General features: G+C 57.9%; 14 protein-coding genes. 8 read left to right on the top strand and 6 right to left on the bottom strand.

All coding sequences use genetic code 11. The features are described from left to right. Positions 1-21 precede the first annotated feature (21 nt). Both ACMXYJ_RS28050 and ACMXYJ_RS28045 read left to right on the top strand, forming a co-directional pair. Entirely contained in the window at positions 22-498 is a 477-nt protein-coding gene (locus ACMXYJ_RS28050) for a CS1 type fimbrial major subunit (RefSeq protein WP_415757751.1), read from the top strand. Positions 499-543: 45 nt separating this feature from the next. Next, a complete protein-coding gene (locus tag ACMXYJ_RS28045) occupies positions 544-1,800 on the top strand; it encodes a hypothetical protein (RefSeq protein ID WP_415757750.1) in 1,257 nt (418 codons plus the stop codon). A 115-nt stretch (positions 1,801-1,915) separates the two neighbouring features. Here ACMXYJ_RS28045 and ACMXYJ_RS28040 read toward each other — a convergent pair whose 3' ends face one another. After that, positions 1,916-6,571, bottom strand: a complete 4,656-nt coding sequence (locus ACMXYJ_RS28040) for an NEL-type E3 ubiquitin ligase domain-containing protein (protein WP_415757749.1) — start codon at positions 6,569-6,571, stop codon at positions 1,916-1,918. 159 nt (positions 6,572-6,730) lie between these two features. Then, entirely contained in the window at positions 6,731-9,847 is a 3,117-nt protein-coding gene (locus ACMXYJ_RS28035; RefSeq protein ID WP_415757748.1) for a transglycosylase domain-containing protein, read from the bottom strand. Positions 9,848-10,518: 671 nt separating this feature from the next. Here ACMXYJ_RS28035 and ACMXYJ_RS28030 point away from each other — a divergent pair. Beyond that, positions 10,519-11,937 (top strand): amino acid permease, encoded by a 1,419-nt coding sequence (locus tag ACMXYJ_RS28030; RefSeq protein WP_415757747.1) that lies wholly within the window; start codon positions 10,519-10,521, stop codon positions 11,935-11,937. Positions 11,938-11,991: 54 nt separating this feature from the next. On the opposite strand, the gene ACMXYJ_RS28025 is transcribed toward ACMXYJ_RS28030, so the two are convergent. Continuing rightward, complete coding sequence (locus ACMXYJ_RS28025; protein WP_415757746.1) at positions 11,992-13,116, bottom strand: OpgC family protein; 1,125 nt, start codon at positions 13,114-13,116, stop codon at positions 11,992-11,994. A 240-nt stretch (positions 13,117-13,356) separates the two neighbouring features. Here ACMXYJ_RS28025 and ACMXYJ_RS28020 point away from each other — a divergent pair, with 240 nt between their 5' ends. From ACMXYJ_RS28020 to ACMXYJ_RS28005, 4 genes are all read left to right on the top strand, one after another. Beyond that, the gene (locus ACMXYJ_RS28020) at positions 13,357-13,731 is read left to right on the top strand and encodes a GtrA family protein (protein WP_415757745.1); all 375 of its coding nucleotides are present in this window, start codon (positions 13,357-13,359) and stop codon (positions 13,729-13,731) included. Next, positions 13,728-14,669, top strand: a complete 942-nt coding sequence (locus tag ACMXYJ_RS28015; protein WP_415757744.1) for a glycosyltransferase family 2 protein — start codon at positions 13,728-13,730, stop codon at positions 14,667-14,669. Before ACMXYJ_RS28020 ends, ACMXYJ_RS28015 begins: the two co-directional genes overlap by 4 nt. Position 14,670: 1 nt before the next feature. Beyond that, positions 14,671-16,185 (top strand): glucosyltransferase domain-containing protein, encoded by a 1,515-nt coding sequence (locus tag ACMXYJ_RS28010; protein ID WP_415757743.1) that lies wholly within the window; start codon positions 14,671-14,673, stop codon positions 16,183-16,185. A gap of 125 nt (positions 16,186-16,310) precedes the next feature. Beyond that, positions 16,311-16,685, top strand: a complete 375-nt coding sequence (locus ACMXYJ_RS28005) for a GtrA family protein (protein WP_415757742.1) — start codon at positions 16,311-16,313, stop codon at positions 16,683-16,685. Between the two features lie 55 nt (positions 16,686-16,740). Here the strand turns inward: ACMXYJ_RS28005 and ACMXYJ_RS28000 are convergent, their stop codons facing one another. The 3 genes from ACMXYJ_RS28000 to ACMXYJ_RS27990 all read right to left on the bottom strand — a co-directional run bounded on the left by ACMXYJ_RS28000 (position 16,741) and on the right by ACMXYJ_RS27990 (position 19,686). Next, the gene (locus ACMXYJ_RS28000; protein WP_415757741.1) at positions 16,741-17,025 is read right to left on the bottom strand and encodes a putative quinol monooxygenase; all 285 of its coding nucleotides are present in this window, start codon (positions 17,023-17,025) and stop codon (positions 16,741-16,743) included. A 57-nt stretch (positions 17,026-17,082) separates the two neighbouring features. After that, positions 17,083-18,702 carry an FMN-binding glutamate synthase family protein gene (locus tag ACMXYJ_RS27995; protein ID WP_415757740.1) on the bottom strand — a complete coding sequence of 540 codons (1,620 nt, stop codon included), beginning with the start codon at positions 18,700-18,702 and terminating at the stop codon, positions 17,083-17,085. A 183-nt stretch (positions 18,703-18,885) separates the two neighbouring features. Continuing rightward, positions 18,886-19,686, bottom strand: coding sequence for a helix-turn-helix transcriptional regulator (locus ACMXYJ_RS27990; RefSeq protein WP_415757739.1), 801 nt, complete (start codon positions 19,684-19,686; stop codon positions 18,886-18,888). Between the two features lie 127 nt (positions 19,687-19,813). Here ACMXYJ_RS27990 and ACMXYJ_RS27985 point away from each other — a divergent pair, with 127 nt between their 5' ends. Then, positions 19,814-20,635: a carbon-nitrogen hydrolase family protein gene (locus ACMXYJ_RS27985; protein WP_415757738.1), complete on the top strand. Its 822-nt coding sequence runs from the start codon at positions 19,814-19,816 to the stop codon at positions 20,633-20,635. The last annotated feature ends 188 nt before the right edge of the window (positions 20,636-20,823 follow it).

Below are 20,823 nucleotides of genomic sequence, written 5' to 3'. Positions count from 1 at the left end.
TATTACCAAGAGGTTGAAAGGATGAACTATCGATGGGCACTCGTCCTGCTGATATCCGTCAGTGGCGCTGTGCAGGCGATCACGGAGCGTGAAACCTTCGAAGTATCGGTGAGCATTCCCACGGCGGAGTTCTACGTGATCCCCTCTGAACCCGACTGGATTCATCAGGAGCAGGTGATGCCGTGGAATCCGGTGTCTGGCCGGTTTTCGCCGCTGCGCAAGAATTTCGATGTGAAAAATGTCAACGGTGCCATCTCGGCCCGAATCAGTGCCGAGCCTTACCTGAGCAATGGATACGTCAGTGACAACATTCCCTTGGTCGTGACGTTCAACAGAAAACGCCTGAGCGTCGTTGCCGATGAAGTGGTGTCCGAACTCGATGGCCGGCTCGGCCGCCGTGTGGGCCTGGAAGTGGCCGCGGTCGAACCACCGGATGGCTATAAACCGGGCAGTTACTACGGCAGTGTTCACATGATTTTCGAGGCACTGGCGCCTTGATTCTTGCATGTCAACTTAACTATTTTTGCTTTTGGAACGTATGAAATGATGAGTCTTTGGCCATTAAACAAATGGCATCAGGTGAGGGCAACTCTGCTCGGTTGCTGTCTGTCGGTCTCGACTTTGGACGCGGGTGCGGTGGTCATGGCGATTACGGCGACGTTCAATCCCGACCCGAGTAACCCCCGGCATAATACATTCCGGAACACGACTCGCAGCGAGGGATTCTGTCGGGATCAACCGGAGATCTGCAAAACTCACAATATATTGAGCTTGAATTTTGGTGGTGTGCCGCACAACGGCCCCATCCAGCCAGACCACACCGATGTCCGTGCGGGCGCGATGATAAAAACGCCGGCAGCCTGTCGCTCATTGCAGGTCACCGATCAGGTCACGGGTGAGACGGCGATTGTGGAGGTGCGTATCGCGGGCATGGGCGGTACATATGAAGCCCTCCCTTCAGTGGGTGAGATAACGGGTGAGGGCAACTGGTGGAGTGGTCACGCAAAGCTGTGGGGCAGTAACTGGCAAACCGCGCCAAGCCCTTGCGTGGGTATCGGTGTTAACAGCGTATCCCATACCGCTTTTTATTTTTTTTGGCTGACCCCTGAGGAAACGATTTGTGCCAAGCAGGCCAAATTCCTGATTCCCTCTTTTGGCTATAGATACAGTTCTTTCTCTTACGAACTGCGCACGCCGGACCCGCTGAAAATGTCCACAGGGGTGTACGTAGGGACGCAAGTCTATTCGGTCGGCCGGGGGGGTGATTTCGATCTTGGCGATATCACCATTCCCCATGACACGACCGTGCAGCTCGATTTCACCCTGACCGTCGAGCACACCCTCAAAGTCGAGATTCCACCCGGCGGTCACCGTGTAGAACTTCTTCCCCAGGGGGGCTGGCAAGCCTGGCTGAATCAGGGCAGCAGACCCGCGCGGCTGTTTCGCGATCAGACCTTCAACCTGTCGGCCTCCAGCCGCTTCAAGATGAACCTCGAATGCCAACACCATGCTGCCAATACCTGTGCGTTGCACGAACCGGTGTCCGGGCACACGGTGCCGATGAACATTGCCGTCAGCCTGCCCAACGGCATGACCGACGCGTTAGGTCAGTCAATCAACCGGCGTCCATTGTTGCGCGACGGTAGCGGTACCGAGTTGTTTCAGCCGAGGCATTACGTAGATAGAAAACCGGCAACTCTGCATTTCGAAGTCGCGCGTGAGGAAGTTGAGGAAATGCTCGATGGTAGCGGCAAAACCTATTCGGGCAACGTCACCGTAGTCTGGGATTCGGAGGTCTGATTACCAGTGAATCCGGCTGTCTACCAATCAGTTTGCAAGCACGGTAAAAAACGCCCCGAAGGTGAAATGTCCAGTCACCCCCAGGGCAGTTACCCGGTACTCAGGTCATGGCACGTTACAGCCCGGCCTTTTTCAACGCGGCACGGGTCAAACGCCTGCTCAACTCCAGCTCGCCATCGCCAAGGTCGCGGTATACCCGTTCGTAGGTTTGATCGGTCATGGGTTCACCGGTGAACACTACGCTCTCGGGCACTGACAATGGGTGGGCGAGGGATTTCAGTTTTTCCTTCAACTGCTCTTTTTGCGCCTCGGGCAGGCTCGCCGCATCTGCCCACTCCTGTTGCACTTCACGCAACTCTTCCAACTGTTCGACGTTGCGCGCGTAGGTTTTTTCGTTTTGCTCGAATTCGCCCGGGTGTCTCTCACGCAGATAATCACTCCAGAACTTCTGCTCGAGCATGCCGTTGACCAGACCATCGCCCTGTTCCAGTGAAATCACCGTGTCGTAGGCTTGATCAATAGCGTTGTCGTTGACCCCGGCGATTTCCCGGTAGCGCATACTCTTGGCCAGCAAAGGCAAATCCAGGCGCTGAGCCAATCCGGTTTCATAGGCCAGATGCACTTCCACTTCATCCGGGTTTGCCTGACGAGCGACGATATCTGCCCGTGCAATTTGATTGACCTGCTCAAGGCGGGAAGCCCCTTTTGCCAGACTCACCAGACTGTTTTCCAGTTCATCGGCAGTCAACGAAAACGAATACGCCTCGGAGACGAGCACCTTGATCCCCATGTTATTGAACAACTGGGCACCGGCATCGGCGCAGGTAGTCGGCGCCGTGGCCATGATGAACAGGTCATCGCGCAAACTGGAATCCATGTAAGCGGCGTCGATCATTTGCCACACCCGTTCAGTGAGTTGAATACGTGGCTCACCGCCTTCCAGATAATCCTCTGTTTGCCTCAGCTTTTTAATGACCTGAAAGAAACCCTTTGAATGTGCTTCCCTATTCAGGTCGAACCAGGCTTCGTCGCGGTATATCGAAGCCTCGGGCATGCTGAAGTCCCAGCGACGACTTCTGGTGATTTTCCAATGGGTCATTTCTGAATCGACAGCGGCGTCATAAAGCACTCTCGGGGTGATGCCCACGGACTTTCTATAACTTTCATAGATTGTCTGATTCACCTCCGAAAGTCGGTTGGGACTGATCCGTGTCCGGGCGACGATGAACGCATCATTTGAAGCTGGCGCAACCTGCGGTACTCGGGCCAGATTGTTTTCCAGCATGTCCAGAAAAAAGCCCCTGGGGCGTCTCTTGCTAAAGAGCCCTTCGGGCCAGCTATCGATGCCTGTGTTGTTCAGGCTCAACACCTTCAGGCGAGGCATGCGTGAGACATTCACGGAGGCTTTCAAAGGGTTGTCGTCCAGTCTCAAGCTTTGCAGGCGAGTCAGGTTTTTCAGGCTCTCGACGTCCGTCGCCCTCAATTCGATGTTGTTATCGTTCAGATGCAGGGTTTCCAGTAGCTGCATCCTGCCTATCGCTTCCGGGATCCGTTTCAGTTCGCATCCATTGGCAGTCAATTGTCGTAGCTGGGGAAAATCCTTAAGCAGGCCACCAGCTTCAGAGTCGATCAGGGTCCTGTCCACTTTCAGGGAGGTAATCTGTTCAAGATACTTGCTGACATTGGGCAGTTTTTGCCACCACAGTTCGAATTCTTGCCCCGATCCTATACTGCCCGAGAGGTCCAGCGTGTAGCCCACTTCCAGATGAGCGCTGCGTTTGCCGAACAAACTGGTTTTGCGTTCGAAGCATTCGATCAGTCTTTCCTGAATGTGCTGTCCGCCTCCGTTTCGGTATGCCTGGAATGTCGACTCGTTCCCGTACCTGTATGAGGAGTGCCACCGATCAAGCACATCACGCAGGTTATCGAGTTCCTTCTCCAGATGTTCCAGGGTATCGATGGCGCTGCCTTTGGCTTGAAGCGATTTGATAAAGGTGTCGGCTTCTCTTTCACTTAAATGCGGGTACAGGTCCGCCACATACTCTATTACGGTTTTCGGGTCACTTGACAGCAAAGCTCCGCGTAGTAAAAGCAGGTCTTCCTTGGGCGGTGGCAGAGGCGGATCGCGCGGATCGAGGGTGGTACGCCGCTCGGCAGGTGCCTCGGTTTTCACCATCACCCACTGCTTGAACATCGCCCCTTCGCTGACCCGATAACCCAGCTCCTTGAGCTTCTCATCAGGCAACGCCCGCAGGATGGACTGATAAAGATCAGCACCGTCATGAAGTTTTTTGTTGCTGGTATCTCGTACCTCGTACGTATTCTGTTTGCCCTTCACCAGTATCCGTACGACCGAGGCATCCGCCGGACCGGCCTTGGTGCTCAGTTCGCCATCGAAGGTTTCAGTGCGGATTTCGATACGCAAGTCGCTCAACGCGTCGCTGAACAGACGCAAGGCATTGAGTGTCAGTCGTTCGGTGTCGGCGTTGATCTGGCTCTCTCGATAGAAGCCTTCGTAGCCGCGGGCGGTGCGTGTTTCCAGTTGCAGTTCCCGGGCGATGCGTTTGAGGCGCAAAGGAATGCGGCCTTCGTCGGTCATGATTTTTTGCTCGGCCTCGGTGGCTGTGGCCAGGAGGTTCTTGATGCCTTGGGCCGGGATGTCGGGAAACTTGCCACGGACCAGCAACGTGAATTGTTCAGTGGTGTCTTCGTGGCTGACGTAATCCGCATCAAACAGGCGAGAGAGGGTGTCGGTCAGCAATACCGGCGGCTCGCGGTTTTCGACGTACATCCGGCGCAGTTCGCCAGGGTCCGTCCCGCTGATCAGGCGCGCGGTCTCCAATTGGGCATCACTGACCTCTGCAACCGAAGGGCCGAGGCGGCGCAGCAAGGTGATGTTGTCCCAGGTGCGTGGCTGTTCGCCTTCGATCACATGGGCCCCGGAGCCGTTGAGTTTCAGCTCGGGCTGGTAGGCCTCGCTGCGCGTCGGGTGCTGAATGCGGTGCTGGTCATTTTTTGCGTCTTCGCTGACCTCGTAGTGTTTGTTCTCCGCGCGCAAAATCTGCTTGCCCTCGTATCGGTGCAGGCCGTTGGCATCGGGTTTCGCCTCGGAGGGCAGGTTGATGGTCTTCTGTTCATAGGGTGTGAGGTCCGGGTTCCACAGGCGGGTTTCACCGCTGGCCAGGCGCACGGGAATCATGCCGTCGACCAGCTCGGACAGTTTGGCCATCAACGGCTTGCCGATGACGAATCCGGCACCCACGGCCGCCATCTGAGCCAACGCGTTGAGCACGCCGATCAGATGTTCGGTGGCTTCCACCCACTGGCCTTCGACCAGGTCGACAACCCCGGTGATGACTTCACTGCCGAGCTGGTACGCGGTGTACGCCAGCATCAGCTCGCCGAGGATAGGCACGAAGGGTGTGACCACCAGCAGCGCGGCATTGAAGATGTCTGAAGCAACTTTCAGGAAGTTATCCCACCAGGCCTTGCGGGCCTGGCTATCGGCGTCGGCGGTGGAAATCGCAATGTCGCGCGCATCCTTGAGAATCTTGTCGAGCTTGCGCTGATAGAGGCGCTCGGCGATGTCTTCGCTGAAGGGAATGCGGATGTACTGCAGATCGGGTTGTTCCACCGGTGTGTCGCGCCAGGACGGGCGCTGGTCCAGTGGTTCCTTCGGATGCCAGGTGACGGTGCTCAGGCGTTGATCGAGCGCGGCGAAAAAATGACCGCGCTGATTCTGATCGACGAACTGGCTGAAGAACTGCCGGTAGGTCATTTGCGATGAGGCAGAGACGGCGTTCTCGCGCAACTGGCGGCTCAGTTCACGGACGAAGTCTTTCCACGAGGCGTATTGCTTCAGCGGATGTTCGGGGTCGTGGGGTATGTACGCCACGATCGGGTGGATGCCGGTTTGATGGTGGGCGACCGCGCCAAAAATCACGATGCCGGTCAGGGTCGTTCCCAGCAATGACAGGTCGCAGGGCTCGGTGACTTTGCCGATAAGGGTGAGTCCCTTTCTTCCGGCCAGCAGGCCGGTCAAGACACTGTGTGCGTTTTCGCTGATGTCACCTTTCAACAGGGCCATGGCGGCCGCCGTCTTGAACGCCGCTTTTTCGCTGGCGATGACTTTTTTCTTGAAGTCCTGTCGGGTTTCGGCGCTGCCCGACTGCAATGCCTTGTTCAGATAGACGCTGTACTGCGCGCCGATATTCAACTCCCGGCACAGCGTCTGGAACTGTCTGATGGTCATCTGCTTGTGGACGGGTTTGATCGTGAAGTGCCCGCGCTGGTCGGGCTGGCTGATGTAGGCGGAGTCCTTTTCTTCAAACGATTCGCTGGCCGCGAAGTTGTGCAGCGCCGCGTCGAGCAGCGAGACGGTTCGAGTGGTGACACCGCCTAGTGGGTCAGCAATTCCCCAAAGGCTTTTCCGGGGGATATAGAGGCGCAGGTAAGTCTCCCTGACGTCATCAGTGACCCCGTACTTTTCCTTGAGCCTGGCCTGGAGCAGGGGCGCCGCAAACGCGGAAACGTCTTGCAGTGTATTGAGCGCCCGATCCACCTCGTTCTGGGCACTCCATGCCGCCTTGTTGGTGTCTTTGAGGGTGGTGTCTTCGGTGTGCCATTGTTCGATCTTCAGTTTCACCCTGGCCAGCGCCTCGACTCGGTCGGGTGAGGTCGTCTGGAAGCAGTCGCTGAAGTGTTTCCTGAAGAAATCGTAGTGCTTGCTGTTGGCGACGGAGGGCGGCGCATGCAGCGTTAAGTCAGACATCGTGATCATCCTTGAGTCTCGATAAGAATGACCAGCCTATCTCTGCGGGCGCGAAATAAAAGCCTGAAAACCGGTTCGGTAAGTGGCGTTTTCCCCCGCCAACTCATTAAGAATCAGAGAGCGAAAAACAACTATCTACCGCACACGCATGGCGAGCGCTCAACGCTGCGCCGTTTCGACCGGCAGACACATTGTGTGACCACCCGGCTGCAGGTACGGCGTGAGAATCGGTGCCATGCCCTTGAGCACTTGCACCGGAAGCGCCGAGGTGAACTTGAAGGCTTCGGCCGTTTGCCCGGGCACGAACGCAGTCATCGTGCCGAAGTGACGATCGCCGATGTAGAACACGAAGGTCGCGGTGCGGTTGATGGATTTCGAACTCAGAATTCGCCCACCCGAACCGAAGGCTTCGATGCGGTTATCGCCCGTACCGGTCTTGCCGCCCATGCCCAACGGTTTGCCATCAGGCGTTATGAAACTGCCGGAGATGCGTTTGGCTGTGCCGGCATCCACCACCTGCGACAACGCTTCGCGCATGGCTGCGGCGACCTCGGAAGGCATCACCCGTTTACCGGCATCCGGGTCATTGATCAGCTTGGTTTCATACGGCGTGTTCGCCGCGAAGTGCAGGCTGTCGATGCGCAGTGTCGGCATGCGCACGCCGTCGTTGAGGATGGTACCGATCAATTCCGCCAAGGCAGCGGGGCGATCGCCGGAGCTGCCGATGGCGGTGGCCAGCGACGGCACCAGGTGGTCGAACGGATAGCCGACTTTCTGCCAGCGTTGGTGAATGTCGAGGAACGCCTCGATCTCCAGCATGGTGCGAATGCGGCTGTCGCGGGCACCCTTGTGACGGCTTTTGAACAGCCAGCTGTAGACTTCCTGGCGTTCGAACTGGCTGGCTTTGACGATCTGGCTGAACTTGGCGTCGGGGTTATTCAACAAGTAGCCGATCAACCAAAGATCCAGTGGGTGAACCTTGGCGATGAAGCCCTGGTCCGGCAAGTCGTAGGCGCCAGGGCCGTAGCTTTCGTAGAGCCGCTGGAGGCGTTCGTCGGTCAGTTTTTCGGTGAGCTTGGCGCCTTTGAGGTGCGAGCGCACGAACATGTTGAAGCTTTCCTGACTGGCCTGCGGCAATAGGTAACGATGCACCGCGGCCATGCGGATCGGGGTCGGGCGCATGCTGTCGAGGAAGGTCTCGAGCCGCGCCTGGGTGTCCTTGTTCTTGTATTTCTTCCAGAACTTCAGCAGGAACGACGTGCCTTCGCGGTCGGCAAACGAGGCCAGGTATTCCTGGCGGCGAGGGTCGCGGTCGTCCTTGAGCAATTCGGCGCTGCTATTGGCGCCGGAATACGTGGTGTAGCGCACCAGGTCACGCATCAGCCGAATGAACGGCAGGTTGATCGACTCGCGCAGGGCATCGCGCAGGGTAGGGAGGCGGCCGTTGTCTTCTTTGCGAAAGTTAACGAATGTGTGCAGCCCGCCACCGGTGAAAAAAGCTTCGCCGGGGCTGGCCGAGTATTTGCGATCCAGCGCAGCGCCGAGCATGCCAGGCAAGTTGCGATCTTTGTTCTGGATCAGGTAATCGACGGCCCAGCGACTCAGGCGGTCCTGTTCAGGGACGTCGACCTTCTTCAGTTCCGGGACGGTCATCGTTGCGTATTTATCGTGCAACTCGGCGATGATCTGCAAATAGGTGGTCAGCACACGCATCTTGGCGGTGGAGCCCAGTTCCAGCTTGCTGCCTTCATTGATATCGAACGGCTGGTCGGTGCTGTCGGTCTGCACCCGCACCCGCGAGCCGTCCGGGGTCAGTTCGAACAGCGTGAAGCTGTAGCGCACTTGGGTGGTGCTGGTGGGGGTCAGCAGGCGTTCGCCCATCAAGCCGATCTGCGCCGCAAACACAGGGTCGGCCAGATGCTTGAGGTACTCGGTGGCCTGTGTTTGCAGATCGCCTTGCAGGGTGCTGGTGGCAGAAAGATCAAGGCGATCGAGGTCGTACAGCGGACGGTTGAGCAACCCGCCCAGACGACTGCGTGCCACGCTGATGCCCTTGTTGGTTTCGATCGGCTGAATGGTTGGCTGTGTCTGCCAGTCGCGATAGATCACTTTGCTGGTCAATGCCGCTGCCGCGAGTGGCGCATCGATCACGCCATTCAGTGCCAGCAGGCGAATGTGGCTGTCGGTGAGTTCGGCCAGTTCATCGTGGCCCTTGGTCAGGTAGTGGGAAGGGCGGCGCTGGGCAATCATCAAAGACAGCATCTCACGCAGGGCCAGACCTTTTTCCGACATGCTTTTCGGATCTGTCTCCTTGCTGGCCAGCCGCTCGTTGGCCTGGTTGAAGTCGGCGCCGTACCAGACGCGCAAACCTTCGGCCATGCCGTGCACTTCTCCGTGGCCCGGTACGGCCGACAGGGGCACGCTGTTGAGGTAATCGCGAATCACGTTTTGCCGGGCTTCGAGGGTCTCCGGTCCGGCCTGATAGGCGCGCACGCTGGCAGAAATCATCTGACGGATTTTTTCCGCACCCGACACGGTCAGGCCATCGGGCGAATGCCGGTACTTCTCAAGCTGCGTTGCCAGGGTACTGCCGCCCGCCGACTGGCCCGGCAGGTGCATCAACTTGGCGACCTGGGACCATGCCGCCATGCCGAACCGAGGCCAATCCACCGCAGGGTTGGCCCGGGGCTGATGGGGGTCGAGCAGAAAGCGGTTTTCGATGAACAGCAAACTGTTGACCACCACGGGGGGGATCGCCGCAAAGCTTGAATACAGTTGTTGTGGGTATTTGTACTGGTAAAGCGGTGCCGCACGGCAATCGGTGATCGACAACCCAGCCTGGATTTTCTCCGCGTAGGGCACGAAAAAGCCATTGTCGGTGTAGTCCATCAACTTTTGGGAGAACCGGGTCTGGGACGCCACGACGTAGTCACGCTTGATCAGACGCGGCAGGAATTCATTTAGGGAGCTATAGCCCAGACGCAGGTCGAATGGACCGGCGCCGGGATAGCGAATGGCATCGCTGGGACCGGGTTTCAGCTCGTAGCTCAGGGTGGCGGCGTATTGGCTGAGTTCCCGGGATTGAAACTTCGACGTGCGCATTTCCTTGGCGGCGGCCAGCCCCAGGACAATCACAATTATCAGCAACAACAACCAGAACGCCCCCCAACCGTGCTTCGTACGGCTGCGAGGGGGTTTTTCAGGTAAAGGCGTTTCATCCACACGTTCAGTCGGAACCACATTTTTTCTCGGATCGGTTTGCCATAAAACGCCCATAGTCGACTGATCCATTCACGCAGATTGAGAGGACTTGTCTGAAGCTTAGACGGTGGTTGGCCTTGGTGAAAAAATTGTGAATACACAAATCTTGAATTCTCATCGTCAAGTACCTGTGCAAAGGAGCTTTTGTGGCAACGGGGTTTATGTGGCGAGGGGATTTATCGGAATGCCGCACCACCCCGTTCGGTTGCGCAGCAACCGTAAAACCTGTGAATGCGGTGTGACTGAAGGACACAGGGGAGCGCTTCGCACTCCAACGGGTATAAATCCCCTCGCCACATAAATCTCCTAACCACAGAGCTTGAGTAGCCTGAAAGGTTTGAGCTAGAGGCATCGCCGTGCGAATGCTGGCTTGATAGGGACATGACGATGCACCATTACCGTGCAATACTCCGCGCCGTTTCATTGGCGAATAATCCTACGTAAGACAGGTAATGCCCCTCCGTAAACCGCGCTTTTCCCGAGAGTTCTCGCTGAATGTTGTGGTTTATAGAGTGAAAAACCCTGTCGGAAGCTTTTTATACTGCACGCCCCGCTGATCTTGCAGGTTTTGTCCTACAAGACGGGTTTGCCCACGAAGCAGACCTGGTTTCAGAAAAGCATTGGCTTACCGGTCAGCGCTTCGACACTCGGTGGTCATATCCAATAACAAGATGAGGTTGTACCCCATGCCAGGCAATCACCTGCCCAATGGCGAGACCGCTCAAGGCGGCCCGCTCAAACGCGAACTCGGCGAACGGCATATTCGTTTAATGGCGCTCGGTGCCTGTATCGGCGTCGGTCTGTTCCTCGGTTCGGCCAAGGCCATCGAGATGGCTGGCCCGGCAATCATGCTGTCCTACATCATCGGCGGTCTGGCGATCCTGGTGATCATGCGCGCCCTCGGCGAAATGGCGGTGCACAACCCGGTCGCCGGCTCCTTCAGCCGTTATGCTCAAGACTACCTCGGCCCATTGGCGGGCTTCCTGACCGGTTGGAATTACTGGTTCCTGTGGCTGGTGACCTGCGTTGCGGAAATCACCGCGGTGGCGGTGTACATGGGCGTCTGGTTCCCCGATGTGCCGCGCTGGATCTGGGCACTCGCGGCGTTGATCAGCATGGGCTCGATCAACCTGATCGCGGTCAAAGCCTTCGGTGAGTTCGAATTCTGGTTCGCCCTGATCAAGATCGTCACCATCATTGCAATGGTGATCGGCGGCATCGGCGTAATCGCGTTCGGCTTCGGCAACGACGGCGTGGCGCTGGGGATTTCCAATCTCTGGGCGCACGGCGGCTTCATGCCCAACGGCGTGCAAGGCGTGTTGATGTCCCTGCAAATGGTGATGTTCGCCTACCTCGGTGTCGAGATGATCGGCCTGACCGCCGGTGAAGCGAAGAACCCGCAGAAGACCATTCCCAATGCGATCGGCTCGGTGTTCTGGCGGATTCTGTTGTTCTACGTCGGCGCGTTGTTCGTGATCCTGTCGATCTACCCGTGGAACGAAATCGGCACTCAGGGCAGCCCGTTCGTGATGACCTTCGAGCGCCTGGGCATCAAGACCGCCGCCGGCATCATCAACTTCGTGGTGATCACCGCGGCACTGTCGTCCTGCAACGGCGGCATCTTCAGCACCGGGCGCATGCTGTACAGCCTGGCGCAGAACGGTCAGGCCCCGGCCGGCTTCGCCCAGACTTCGAGCAATGGCGTGCCGCGTCGCGCGTTGCTGTTGTCGATCTTCGTGCTGTTACTGGGTGTGCTGCTCAACTACATGGTCCCGGAGAAAGTCTTCGTCTGGGTGACGGCGATTGCCACCTTCGGCGCGATCTGGACCTGGGTGATGATCCTGCTGGCCCAGCTCAAGTTCCGCCAAGGCCTGAGCGCCAGCGAACGTGCCGGCCTGAAATACAAGATGTGGCTGTACCCGGTCAGCTCGTATCTGGCACTGGCGTTTTTGGTGCTGGTGGTCGGCCTGATGGCGTACTTCCCGGATACTCGCGTGGCGTTGTATGTGGGCCCGGCGTTCCTGGTCCTGCTGACGGTGTTGTTCTACGTGTTCAAGCTGCAACCGACCAATGTGTCGCAGGGTGCGGTGAGTTCGGCGTCGTAAGACGTAACGCTTGAAATGAAAAAGCCCCGGTCCATTGGCCGGGGCTTTTGCATTTCAGGCTGTGGCGGTTTGCACCGATCGATTCAGGCGTTTGTTGAAATCCAGCCACGCCCCCAGCAGCGCCATCACCCCGGCACCCACCAACGCGGTGAAAATCTGCATGGCAAACGCATCGTCGGTCAGGGCGTTGAGCATGTCCGCCAAGGGCGCCAACAGCACGCCGAGGCAGAATACTTCCAGTGAGTAGCGCCCCATGCGGCAGCATTGCTGCGCCAGCCAGTTTTGCGTCCAGCCGTTGCCGGGCAAGAGCCTGGCGGTGACATAGGCCAGCGCCAGGAAGTGCAGCAGACGGACCGGCGACAGATCGGTCTTGCTGATCGGGTACAGCAGGTTGCTCAGGCTGGCCGGCATCAGGGCATCGTGTATTTCCGGCCAGCGCCAGGAGACAGTAATCACCCCGGTCACCACCACATACACCGCCGCGCTGACAAACAAGGGCTGGCGCAACAGCGGGCGAGTGTCGGGCAACCGTGGCCGCTGCCCGTGAATCGCCATAAAGCCGCCGAGGATAAACAGCAGTTGCCAGGTGACAGGGTTGAAGTACCACACGCCGTCCTTGATGGCCGCCAGGTTCCAGCCAAACCGCGGTGCCAGCAAGTACACCGCCAATGACACCGCTACGACCGCCCACGGCTTGCGCACCAGCAACGGCAGGACCAGTGGCAATCCCGCCAGCAGCACGATGTACAGCGGCAGCGGGTCCATCAGGTTCGGCTTGAAGCGCAGCAGTAACTCATCCGTCAACGCTTGCTGAGGGTTGGTGATGAAGTGGTGCAGGCCCATTTCCTCCACCAGATCGCGGGTTTCTACATGACTGTTGGCGAAGAACACGATGCCCATCAGCATGGCCAGCAGGAAAATATGGACCACGTAGAGCACCCAGGCGCGCCGCAGAATCTTTACGCAGGCGATCAGGTAACCATCGCGCGCAAGGATTTTGCCGTAGGCCAGAACGGCCGCGTAGCCGGCGAGAAACACGAATATTTCTGCGGCATCGCTGAAGCCGACATTGCGCAGGGTGATTTGGCCAAGGGGGTTGTGAGGCACGTGATCCCAAAAAATGAAGATCAGTGCCAGGCCGCGAAAAAAGTCGATTCGGTGATCGCGCTCAAACGTCATGACGGCAGGCTCGTGAACGGGTGATGAGATAGGGAGTAGCCGAAGGCGCCAAAGATTGCGCGCCGCTCATCGGCGGCGCGCAGGGTGGCGTGATTCGCAGGTAATTGCAAAACCGGGATATTTCGGGATGTCTCCCGGCGTTGAGGCATTCCCTGACCGCTGGTCTGAAAGGCGCTCAGACCTGTGATTTCTGACAGTAGACAGGTTCAAAGTTTTATGAAGTGAAACGGGAGAATCACCATGAGGCTCTTGTGGAAAGGATTTTCCAGTTACACGGTGGTCGGGGTCGCCAACACGCTGATTCACTGGCAAATCTTCTTCCTGCTGAGCGTGGGGGTCGGCTTCAGTCAGGCTGTCAGCAACCTGGCAGCCTTCTGCGTTGCCGCCTCGTTTTCCTTCTATATGAACGCGCTGTATACCTTCGATGCCAAGGCGTCGGTCGGCGGTTATCTTCTATTCTTGGGAGCCATGGGGGCGCTGAGTCTGGGCGTCGGCCATGCAGGCGACGTGTGGAGACTTCATGGCCTGCTGACGGTGGCGATCTTTTCGGCGTTGAGCCTGGTGCTGGGCTTTCTGTTTTCAAAGTACGTGGTCTTTCGCGAGCGTGATGCATGAAAGTCTCGTTGATCGTTCCGGTATTCAATGAAGAGCAGGCGATCAGCCTGTTTTATCAGGCCGTGCGTCGCGAGTTGAAGCTCGACCAGGCAGAGGTCGAGATCGTGTTCATCAACGATGGCAGTTCCGACCGGACGGCGGAGGAGGTCAAGGCCCTGGCGCAAGCCGATGAACAGGTCTTGCTGATTAACTTCTCGCGCAACTTCGGCAAGGAACCTGCGTTGTTCGCCGGCCTGGAATATGCCAGCGGCGATGCGGTGATTCCCATGGACGTGGATTTGCAGGACCCGATCAGCGTCATCCCGCGGTTGATTGGCGAATGGCAAAAAGGCGCGGATGTGGTGCTCGCCAAGCGCCGGGATCGCACCGCCGACAGTTACCTGAAACGCCACAGCGCGTCGCTGTTCTACCGTGTGCTGAACCGGATCGCTTACACCCGCATCGAAGAAAACGTCGGCGATTTTCGGCTGATGGATCGCAAAGTGGTTGACGTGATTCGCGCGCTTCCCGAGCACCAGTTGTTCATGAAAGGCGTGCTGTCATGGGCCGGATTCACCACCGTGGTGGTGGAGTACGAGCGCGCCGAGCGAGCGGCGGGCACCAGCAAGTTCAATGGCTGGAAACTCTGGAACCTGGCGCTGGAAGGCGTGACCTCATTCAGTACGGTGCCGTTGCGCTTATGGACTTACGTCGGTGGCGGTATTTCGATCTTCGCGGTGCTCTACGCGGTGTACATGGTGCTGGACAAGATTTTCTTCGGCAACAGCGTCCCCGGTTACCCGTCGTTGATGACGGCCATTCTGTTTCTCGGCGGCGTGCAACTGATCGGTATCGGCATCCTCGGTGAATACGTCGGCCGCATCTACATCGAGGCCAAGCACCGGCCGCGCTACGTGGTGAAAGACATCGTCGGCGGCAAAGACCGGCGCGGGTTTTAGCATGGGCAGGTTCAGCGATTTTTTCAGCAAGGAACTCGGACGTCGGCAGGTCTGGCTTTTTTTTCTGTTGGCGACCTTTGTGTATGTGGTGCCGCTGATCCTCGCGGACTATCCGTATATCGACGACAACTGGCGATCGTTGTCGGCCGCGGCCGGTTCGGCCTGGGCGGAGCAGGGGCGGTTATTCACCGAGCTGTTCTACAACCTGCTGACGTTCAGCAACGCCGCGCCGAACATCTTTCCGCTGCCACTGTTGATCGCCTCGCTGGCCATGGCCGCGGCGTTGACCCGCCTGACGTTTCATTACTACCCGCAACCGACGATTGCCTGCTGCCTGGTGACGCTACCGCTCTGGTACAACCCGTTCTTTCTGCAAAACCTGTCTTATCAATACGACGGGCCCGCCATGGCGTTGAGCCTGGTAGCGGTCATCTATGCGATCACCTTTCGTCATCCCTCGCGCATCGTTCATTGGCTGGTGCCTTCGTTCCTGATTGCGCTGGCGCTGGGGCTCTATCAGGTGAGCTTCAATGTGTTTCTCGGGTTGTGTTGCCTGGAAGTGCTCAGGGGCGCCAATGACAAACTGGTCTGGCCGCAGTGGTGCGAGTTGATCGGCTGGAAAATATCGCAGGCCATCCTGGGCTGGTTGATTTACAGCGTCAGTGCTTACCCGTTCATGAGTGGAAATCGCACCTTGTTGTTGAACTGGACGGCGCAGCCTCTGCTGCAACTTCAAATCAACATCGCCCGAGTGCTGGAAAAAGTCGTGCTGCTGTTTCACGACGGATTTGCCTGGGTGTTCGCCGCCCTGCTGCTGTGTGCTATTGCCGGCAGTGTCCGGCTGGGGCTGAACGTGCTGGAACGTCAGGACACAGGGCTGAAGAAAACCCTGATCGGCCTGGTGTGTTTACTGACATTGCCGGTCGTGACACTGCTGGTGTCGGGTGTCGCGCTGTTTTTCCGGGACTTCAATGAAGGCGCCAGGACCCTGATGGGCTTCGCGGTTCTGTTGGTGCTGTTGTTCTATTTGAGCCATCTGGCACTGGCACGAATCCACGAGCGGCTGCCGTTGTTGTTGATGGTTCCACTGCTGGCGATGCTTTCGATTTCGTATGCCTATGGGCGCGTGCTGACGGTGCAGAAAGCCTTCGCGGCCAGCGCGTTGTTAAGTCTTGAACACGACATCGCGTCGAATCGACAGCTGCTCGAAGCCAAGCGCATTTACCTGTCAGTGACCTATTCCGATCACTGGCTGCGGGGGGCGGCGGGTTCGTTCAAACAGATGCCGGTGTTGCACTATCTGCTGAACATCGACTTCTTCATGCTGGCCGAGAACCTGCCGAAAGTGGGCATCACTAACGTTGTTGCGGAGAAGGAACGACGTAACGCGACCCGGGTGGGTTATCGGGGTTATCCACCGGTGCTGGAGAGCCAGTACTACCGGATTTATCTGCTCGGCGATTACGGTTTTATTGTGATGAAAGAGCCAGCGCCGATTAAGACGCTGCATTGGTGAAAGGTGAGAGGCAAATTACCGCTGGTCTGGAATGCTCACCTACCTGTTATTTCTGCCAGTAGACCGGTACAGGGCTGTCACTTAGTTTGAAAGACACCCGAAACAGGATATTGGCAGGAGCCAGCATGAAAGCGTTATCGAAAGGATTCTGTAGTTACGCGGTCATTGCCGTGGCCAATGCGCTGATCCATTGGCAGATTTTTTATGTGCTCATTGTCGCCGCCGAACTCAGTCAGGCGATCAGCAACCTTGTGGCGTTTTGCGTCGCGGCTTCCTTTTCTTTCTATGTGAATGCTCTTTACACCTTTGAGAGCAAGGCAGCGGCGTTTGGGTATTTGTTGTTCCTCGGTTTCATGGGGGGCGTGAGTTACTGCATTGGACGTATTGCCGATCTGTGGCAGCTGCATGGTTTGGTGACAGTGACATCGTTTTGGCTGTTGAACCTGATTGGCGAGTTCTTCTTTTCCAGGTTTGTGGTGTTTCGTGGATGTGAGTCATGAGGGTTTTTCAGCCTATGATTCCAATGTTTGGGCTGTTCACTGGTGACGGCGGGCGTCAGAACGCATCCATCAGCACGACAATGCAATCCCTGGCCTGGTAAGCGTTGATCTGCGGTACCAGCCGCCGAAAATGCTCCGACTGGCAATGAGCATCCAGCGCCGCCTGATTCGGCCATTGTTCGATGAAGATAAAGTGTCCGGGGTCTTTTTGATCGACGAACAAGTCGTAAGCGATGCAATCGGGCTCCAGTTGAGTCTTCTCGACCAGTTCGGCGTACCACGGGCGAACCGTTTCAATGTATTCGGGTTTGATGAAATTCTGAGCGATGACTTTCAGCAAGCTGTCCTTCCCTGGTGTAAAGCCAACCTCCCGATGAGGTTGGCGTTCAAACGTTGTTTACGCAGCAGCCAACTCATTCGGCTCAAAACTGTCCGCCCGCGCCATCTGCCACATCCGCGAGTAAAACTCGCCATTCACTTCACCGGTCAGCAATTCCCCCGGTTTCAGGAACACATGCAACTGCGAGAACAGTTTGATCTCGGTCGCCGACATGCGCCGCACCAAATGCTTGGCCGACAATTGCGAAGGCTGTTCCAACCCGGCAGCGGCGAGCATTTCGGCCAGGGCCTTGAGGGTGTTGCGGTGGAAGTTGAAGACGCGTTGGGCCTTGTCCGGAACGACGAGTGCGCGTTGGCGCAGGGTGTCCTGGGTGGCGACGCCGGTCGGGCATTTGTTGGTGTGGCAGCTTTGCGACTGGATGCAACCGATGGCGAACATGAAGCCGCGTGCCGAGTTGGCCCAGTCGGCGCCGATGGCCAGGACGCTGGCGATGTCGAAGGCGCTGACGATCTTGCCGCTGGCGCCGAGTTTGATTTTGTCCCGCAGGTTCAGGCCGACCAGCGTGTTGTGCACGAACAGCAGGCCTTCGCGCATCGGCACACCAATGTGATCGGTGAATTCCACGGGCGCGGCGCCGGTGCCGCCTTCCTTGCCGTCGACGACAATGAAGTCCGGGAGGATGCCGGTTTCCAGCATGGCCTTGGCGATGCCCATGAATTCCCACGGGTGGCCCAGGCAGAACTTGAAACCCACCGGTTTACCGCCGGACAGTTCGCGCAATTGCTGGATGAAGTGCATCAGTTCGATCGGCGTGGAAAACGCACTGTGTCGCGACGGTGAGATGCAATCTTCGCCCATCAGGATGCCGCGGGTTTCGGCGATTTCCTGGGTGATTTTGTGCTTGGGCAGAATCCCGCCATGACCGGGTTTGGCGCCCTGGCTCATCTTGATTTCGATCATCCGCACTTGGGGTGTCTGCGCTTGTGCGGCGAAGCGTTCCGGGTCGAAGCGCCCGTCAGCGGTGCGACAGCCGAAGTAGCCGCTGCCGAGTTCCCAGGTCAGGTCGCCGCCGTTTTCCCGGTGATAGGCGCTGATGCTGCCTTCGCCGGTGTCGTGGGCGAAGTTGCCGAGTTTCGCTCCTTGGTTCAACGCGCGAATGGCGTTGGCGCTGAGGGAGCCGAAGCTCATGGCCGAGATGTTGAACACCGACGCCGAGTACGGCTGCGTGCACTGCGGGCCGCCGACCGTTACCCGGAAACTGCTCGGGTCGCTCAACGGCGCCGGGCGCATGGAGTGGCCGATGAATTCGAAACCCGACTGATACACATCGATCAACGTGCCGAAGGGTTTGTCGGCGCTTTCGTTCTTGGCCCGTGAATAGACCAGCGAACGCTGAGCCCGGGAGAAGGGCAGGGCGTCGCTGTCGGACTCCAGCAGGTACTGGCGAATTTCCGGACGAATGCCCTCTACCAGATAGCGGATGTTGCCGAGGATCGGGTAGTTACGGCGCACGGCGTGAGGGCTTTGCAGCAGATCGAACAGGCCCACGAGGCTGAGAATGCCGGTGACGGCGGTGATTGGCCAGAGCCAGTCGTGCTCCAGGAAGGGCAGGCTGGCAAGAGTAAACATCACACAGACGGCAAAGAAGGCGTAGCGGCTCAGGAGTGACAGGCTCATACGGTTTCCTTGGGTTCGGACTCAATAGTTTCAACGCAGCAGGGTGCATGGATACAAAGATCCCTGTGGGAGCGAGCTTGCTCGCGATGGCGGTGGTTCAGTCGACATCAATTCTGAATGAAAGACCGCTATCGCGAGCAAGCTCGCTCCCACAGTAAAAGCGAAAAGCATCCCACCGGGCAGTCAGGCGTTCTGTGCCTGCAGAAAAATCGAAAACAGCTCTGACTGGGATTTGATCCCCAGTTTGCTGTACATGTGTTTCTTATGGACTTTCACGGTTTCGACAGAGATTTCCAGCTTGCGGGCGATCTCCTTACTGGAGCAACCGCTGAGCATCAAGCGCCCGACATCCAGCTCCCGGGCGGTCAATTGCGCGCCTTTGAGTTGTTGCACCGACGCCTCCAGTTGCACACGCCAGTCGGCTTTCGGTGGTGCTGGCGCGAGGGCCACGACTTCGTTGATTTCGTAGGGCAGGCGCTGGCGCAACAGGCCGAGCACCCAGGGCTGGATCAGCGACAGCAAGGCGATCTGCTGGCCGCTGAAACGTTGCTTGCTGCCCAGTGACAGGCACAGCGTGCGGTCGCCTTCGAGCTGGCAGTTGAACTGGATTTCGTCGGCCACCACATTCAGACGAAAGTAGCGCTGGTAATACTCGGTCAGCTCGAAATGCTCCGGCGCCACTTCCGACAGGCGATAGAGCCCGGTGCGCGACTGCTCGCGACAGGCGATGTAGAACGGATCGAGCAGGTACAAACCGCGCAGATAGTCCTGGAACAACTGATCAGGACTGCCGTCTGCGCCGGGGCATTCGGCGAACACTTGCGGGTGCTGATCGGCGCTGAAAAGCAGCACCACCCAGCTGTCGAAGGGCACGTACTGATCCAGCAAACGTACCAGTTGCGTCCAGAAATTGGGCTTGTCCAGGGCGTCGATCAGTTGCCCGACCGAGCGGTGCCACGCGATGTCGTCTAACGAAAGTGTCATGCCTCTACCCCTATCGGGTTACCCCGGCGGCGTGATTTCCCGGCCGGTGGCTTGCTGCGCATACTGGCGCACAGACACCGACCGGGCAATCTTTCTGCCAGCCCGACGTTAAGAATAAGGAATACCCATGAAAGTCGAACTCGCCCAGTTGGCGGGCCGTGACAACGACACGGCTTACAACCTCGAACGCGCTCTGAAGGCGATGGCTGCCTGTGCTGCCGATACGCAGTTGATCGTGTTTCCCGAAACCCACTTGATGGGCTTTCCGTCCCTCGAGGCGTTGGCCGAAACCGCCGAACCGCTGAACGGTCCGACCGTCAGCGCGGTGTTGGCTGCGGCCCGTGAACGCAACATCGCCGTGGTGATCGGCATGGCCGAGAACGACAACGGCTGCTTCTACAACACCACGCTGCTGATCACCCCCGAAGGTATCGCGCTGAAATACCGCAAGACGCACCTGTGGGCGTCGGACCGCGGTGTGTTCGAGCCCGGCGACCGTTACGCCACGTGTGAGTGGAACGGTGTGCGCGTTGGCCTGCTGATTTGCTACGACATCGAGTTCCCGGAAACCGCCCGGGCCCTGGCGCAATTGGGTGCCGAACTGCTGATCGTCACCAACGGCAACATGGACCCTTACGGCCCGACTCACCGCACCGCGATCATGGCCCGCGCCCAGGAAAACCAGGCGTTTGCGCTGATGGTCAACCGGGTGGAAGAGGGCGATGGCGGGTTGGTGTTTGCGGGTGGCAGTGCGCTGGTGGATCCGCTGGGGACTTTGTTGTTCGAGGCCGGGCGCGAGGAAGGACAGTTTGCGGTTGAGCTGAATCTGAATCAGCTGACGGCGGCACGGCAGGATTATCGGTATCTGGATGATCAGCGGCTGCGATTGCCTGGGGAGATTGTTGAGCATGCCAATGGATTGCGGGAGCTGCTTATTCCTTCGCGCTGATCCGGATCCTGTGTTGTCAGGGCGGGCCTCTTCGCGAGCAGGCTCGCTCCCACAGGGGATCTTCAGCGGACACGAGTTTTGTGTACGACAAAAATCAAATGTGGGAGCGAGCTTGCTCGCGATGAGGCCCGAACAAGCGACACATCTGTTTGACCGATCACCCAAAACAACAAAGTAACCCCCGAAAT

Origin of the sequence: Pseudomonas arabinosi (assembly GCF_047758675.1) — a bacterium.
GTDB classification, from domain to species: Bacteria; Pseudomonadota; Gammaproteobacteria; order Pseudomonadales; family Pseudomonadaceae; genus Aquipseudomonas; species Aquipseudomonas arabinosi.
Note: the sequence above shows the minus strand (reverse complement) of the source record. Positions and strands in the feature narration are given on the sequence as shown.

Bases quoted from the DNA above. Each gene is read 5' to 3' on its own strand.
- ACMXYJ_RS28050 (WP_415757751.1), top strand. From the start codon at position 22: ATGAACTATCGATGGGCACTCGTCCTGCTGATATCCGTCAGTGGCGCT.
- ACMXYJ_RS28045 (WP_415757750.1), top strand. From the start codon at position 544: ATGATGAGTCTTTGGCCATTAAACAAATGGCATCAGGTGAGGGCAACT.
- ACMXYJ_RS28040 (WP_415757749.1), bottom strand. From the start codon at position 6,571: ATGTCTGACTTAACGCTGCATGCGCCGCCCTCCGTCGCCAACAGCAAG.
- ACMXYJ_RS28035 (WP_415757748.1), bottom strand. From the start codon at position 9,847: ATGGGCGTTTTATGGCAAACCGATCCGAGAAAAAATGTGGTTCCGACT.
- ACMXYJ_RS28030 (WP_415757747.1), top strand. From the start codon at position 10,519: ATGCCAGGCAATCACCTGCCCAATGGCGAGACCGCTCAAGGCGGCCCG.
- ACMXYJ_RS28025 (WP_415757746.1), bottom strand. From the start codon at position 13,116: ATGACGTTTGAGCGCGATCACCGAATCGACTTTTTTCGCGGCCTGGCA.
- ACMXYJ_RS28020 (WP_415757745.1), top strand. From the start codon at position 13,357: ATGAGGCTCTTGTGGAAAGGATTTTCCAGTTACACGGTGGTCGGGGTC.
- ACMXYJ_RS28015 (WP_415757744.1), top strand. From the start codon at position 13,728: ATGAAAGTCTCGTTGATCGTTCCGGTATTCAATGAAGAGCAGGCGATC.
- ACMXYJ_RS28010 (WP_415757743.1), top strand. From the start codon at position 14,671: ATGGGCAGGTTCAGCGATTTTTTCAGCAAGGAACTCGGACGTCGGCAG.
- ACMXYJ_RS28005 (WP_415757742.1), top strand. From the start codon at position 16,311: ATGAAAGCGTTATCGAAAGGATTCTGTAGTTACGCGGTCATTGCCGTG.
- ACMXYJ_RS27995 (WP_415757740.1), bottom strand. From the start codon at position 18,702: ATGAGCCTGTCACTCCTGAGCCGCTACGCCTTCTTTGCCGTCTGTGTG.
- ACMXYJ_RS27990 (WP_415757739.1), bottom strand. From the start codon at position 19,686: ATGACACTTTCGTTAGACGACATCGCGTGGCACCGCTCGGTCGGGCAA.
- ACMXYJ_RS27985 (WP_415757738.1), top strand. From the start codon at position 19,814: ATGAAAGTCGAACTCGCCCAGTTGGCGGGCCGTGACAACGACACGGCT.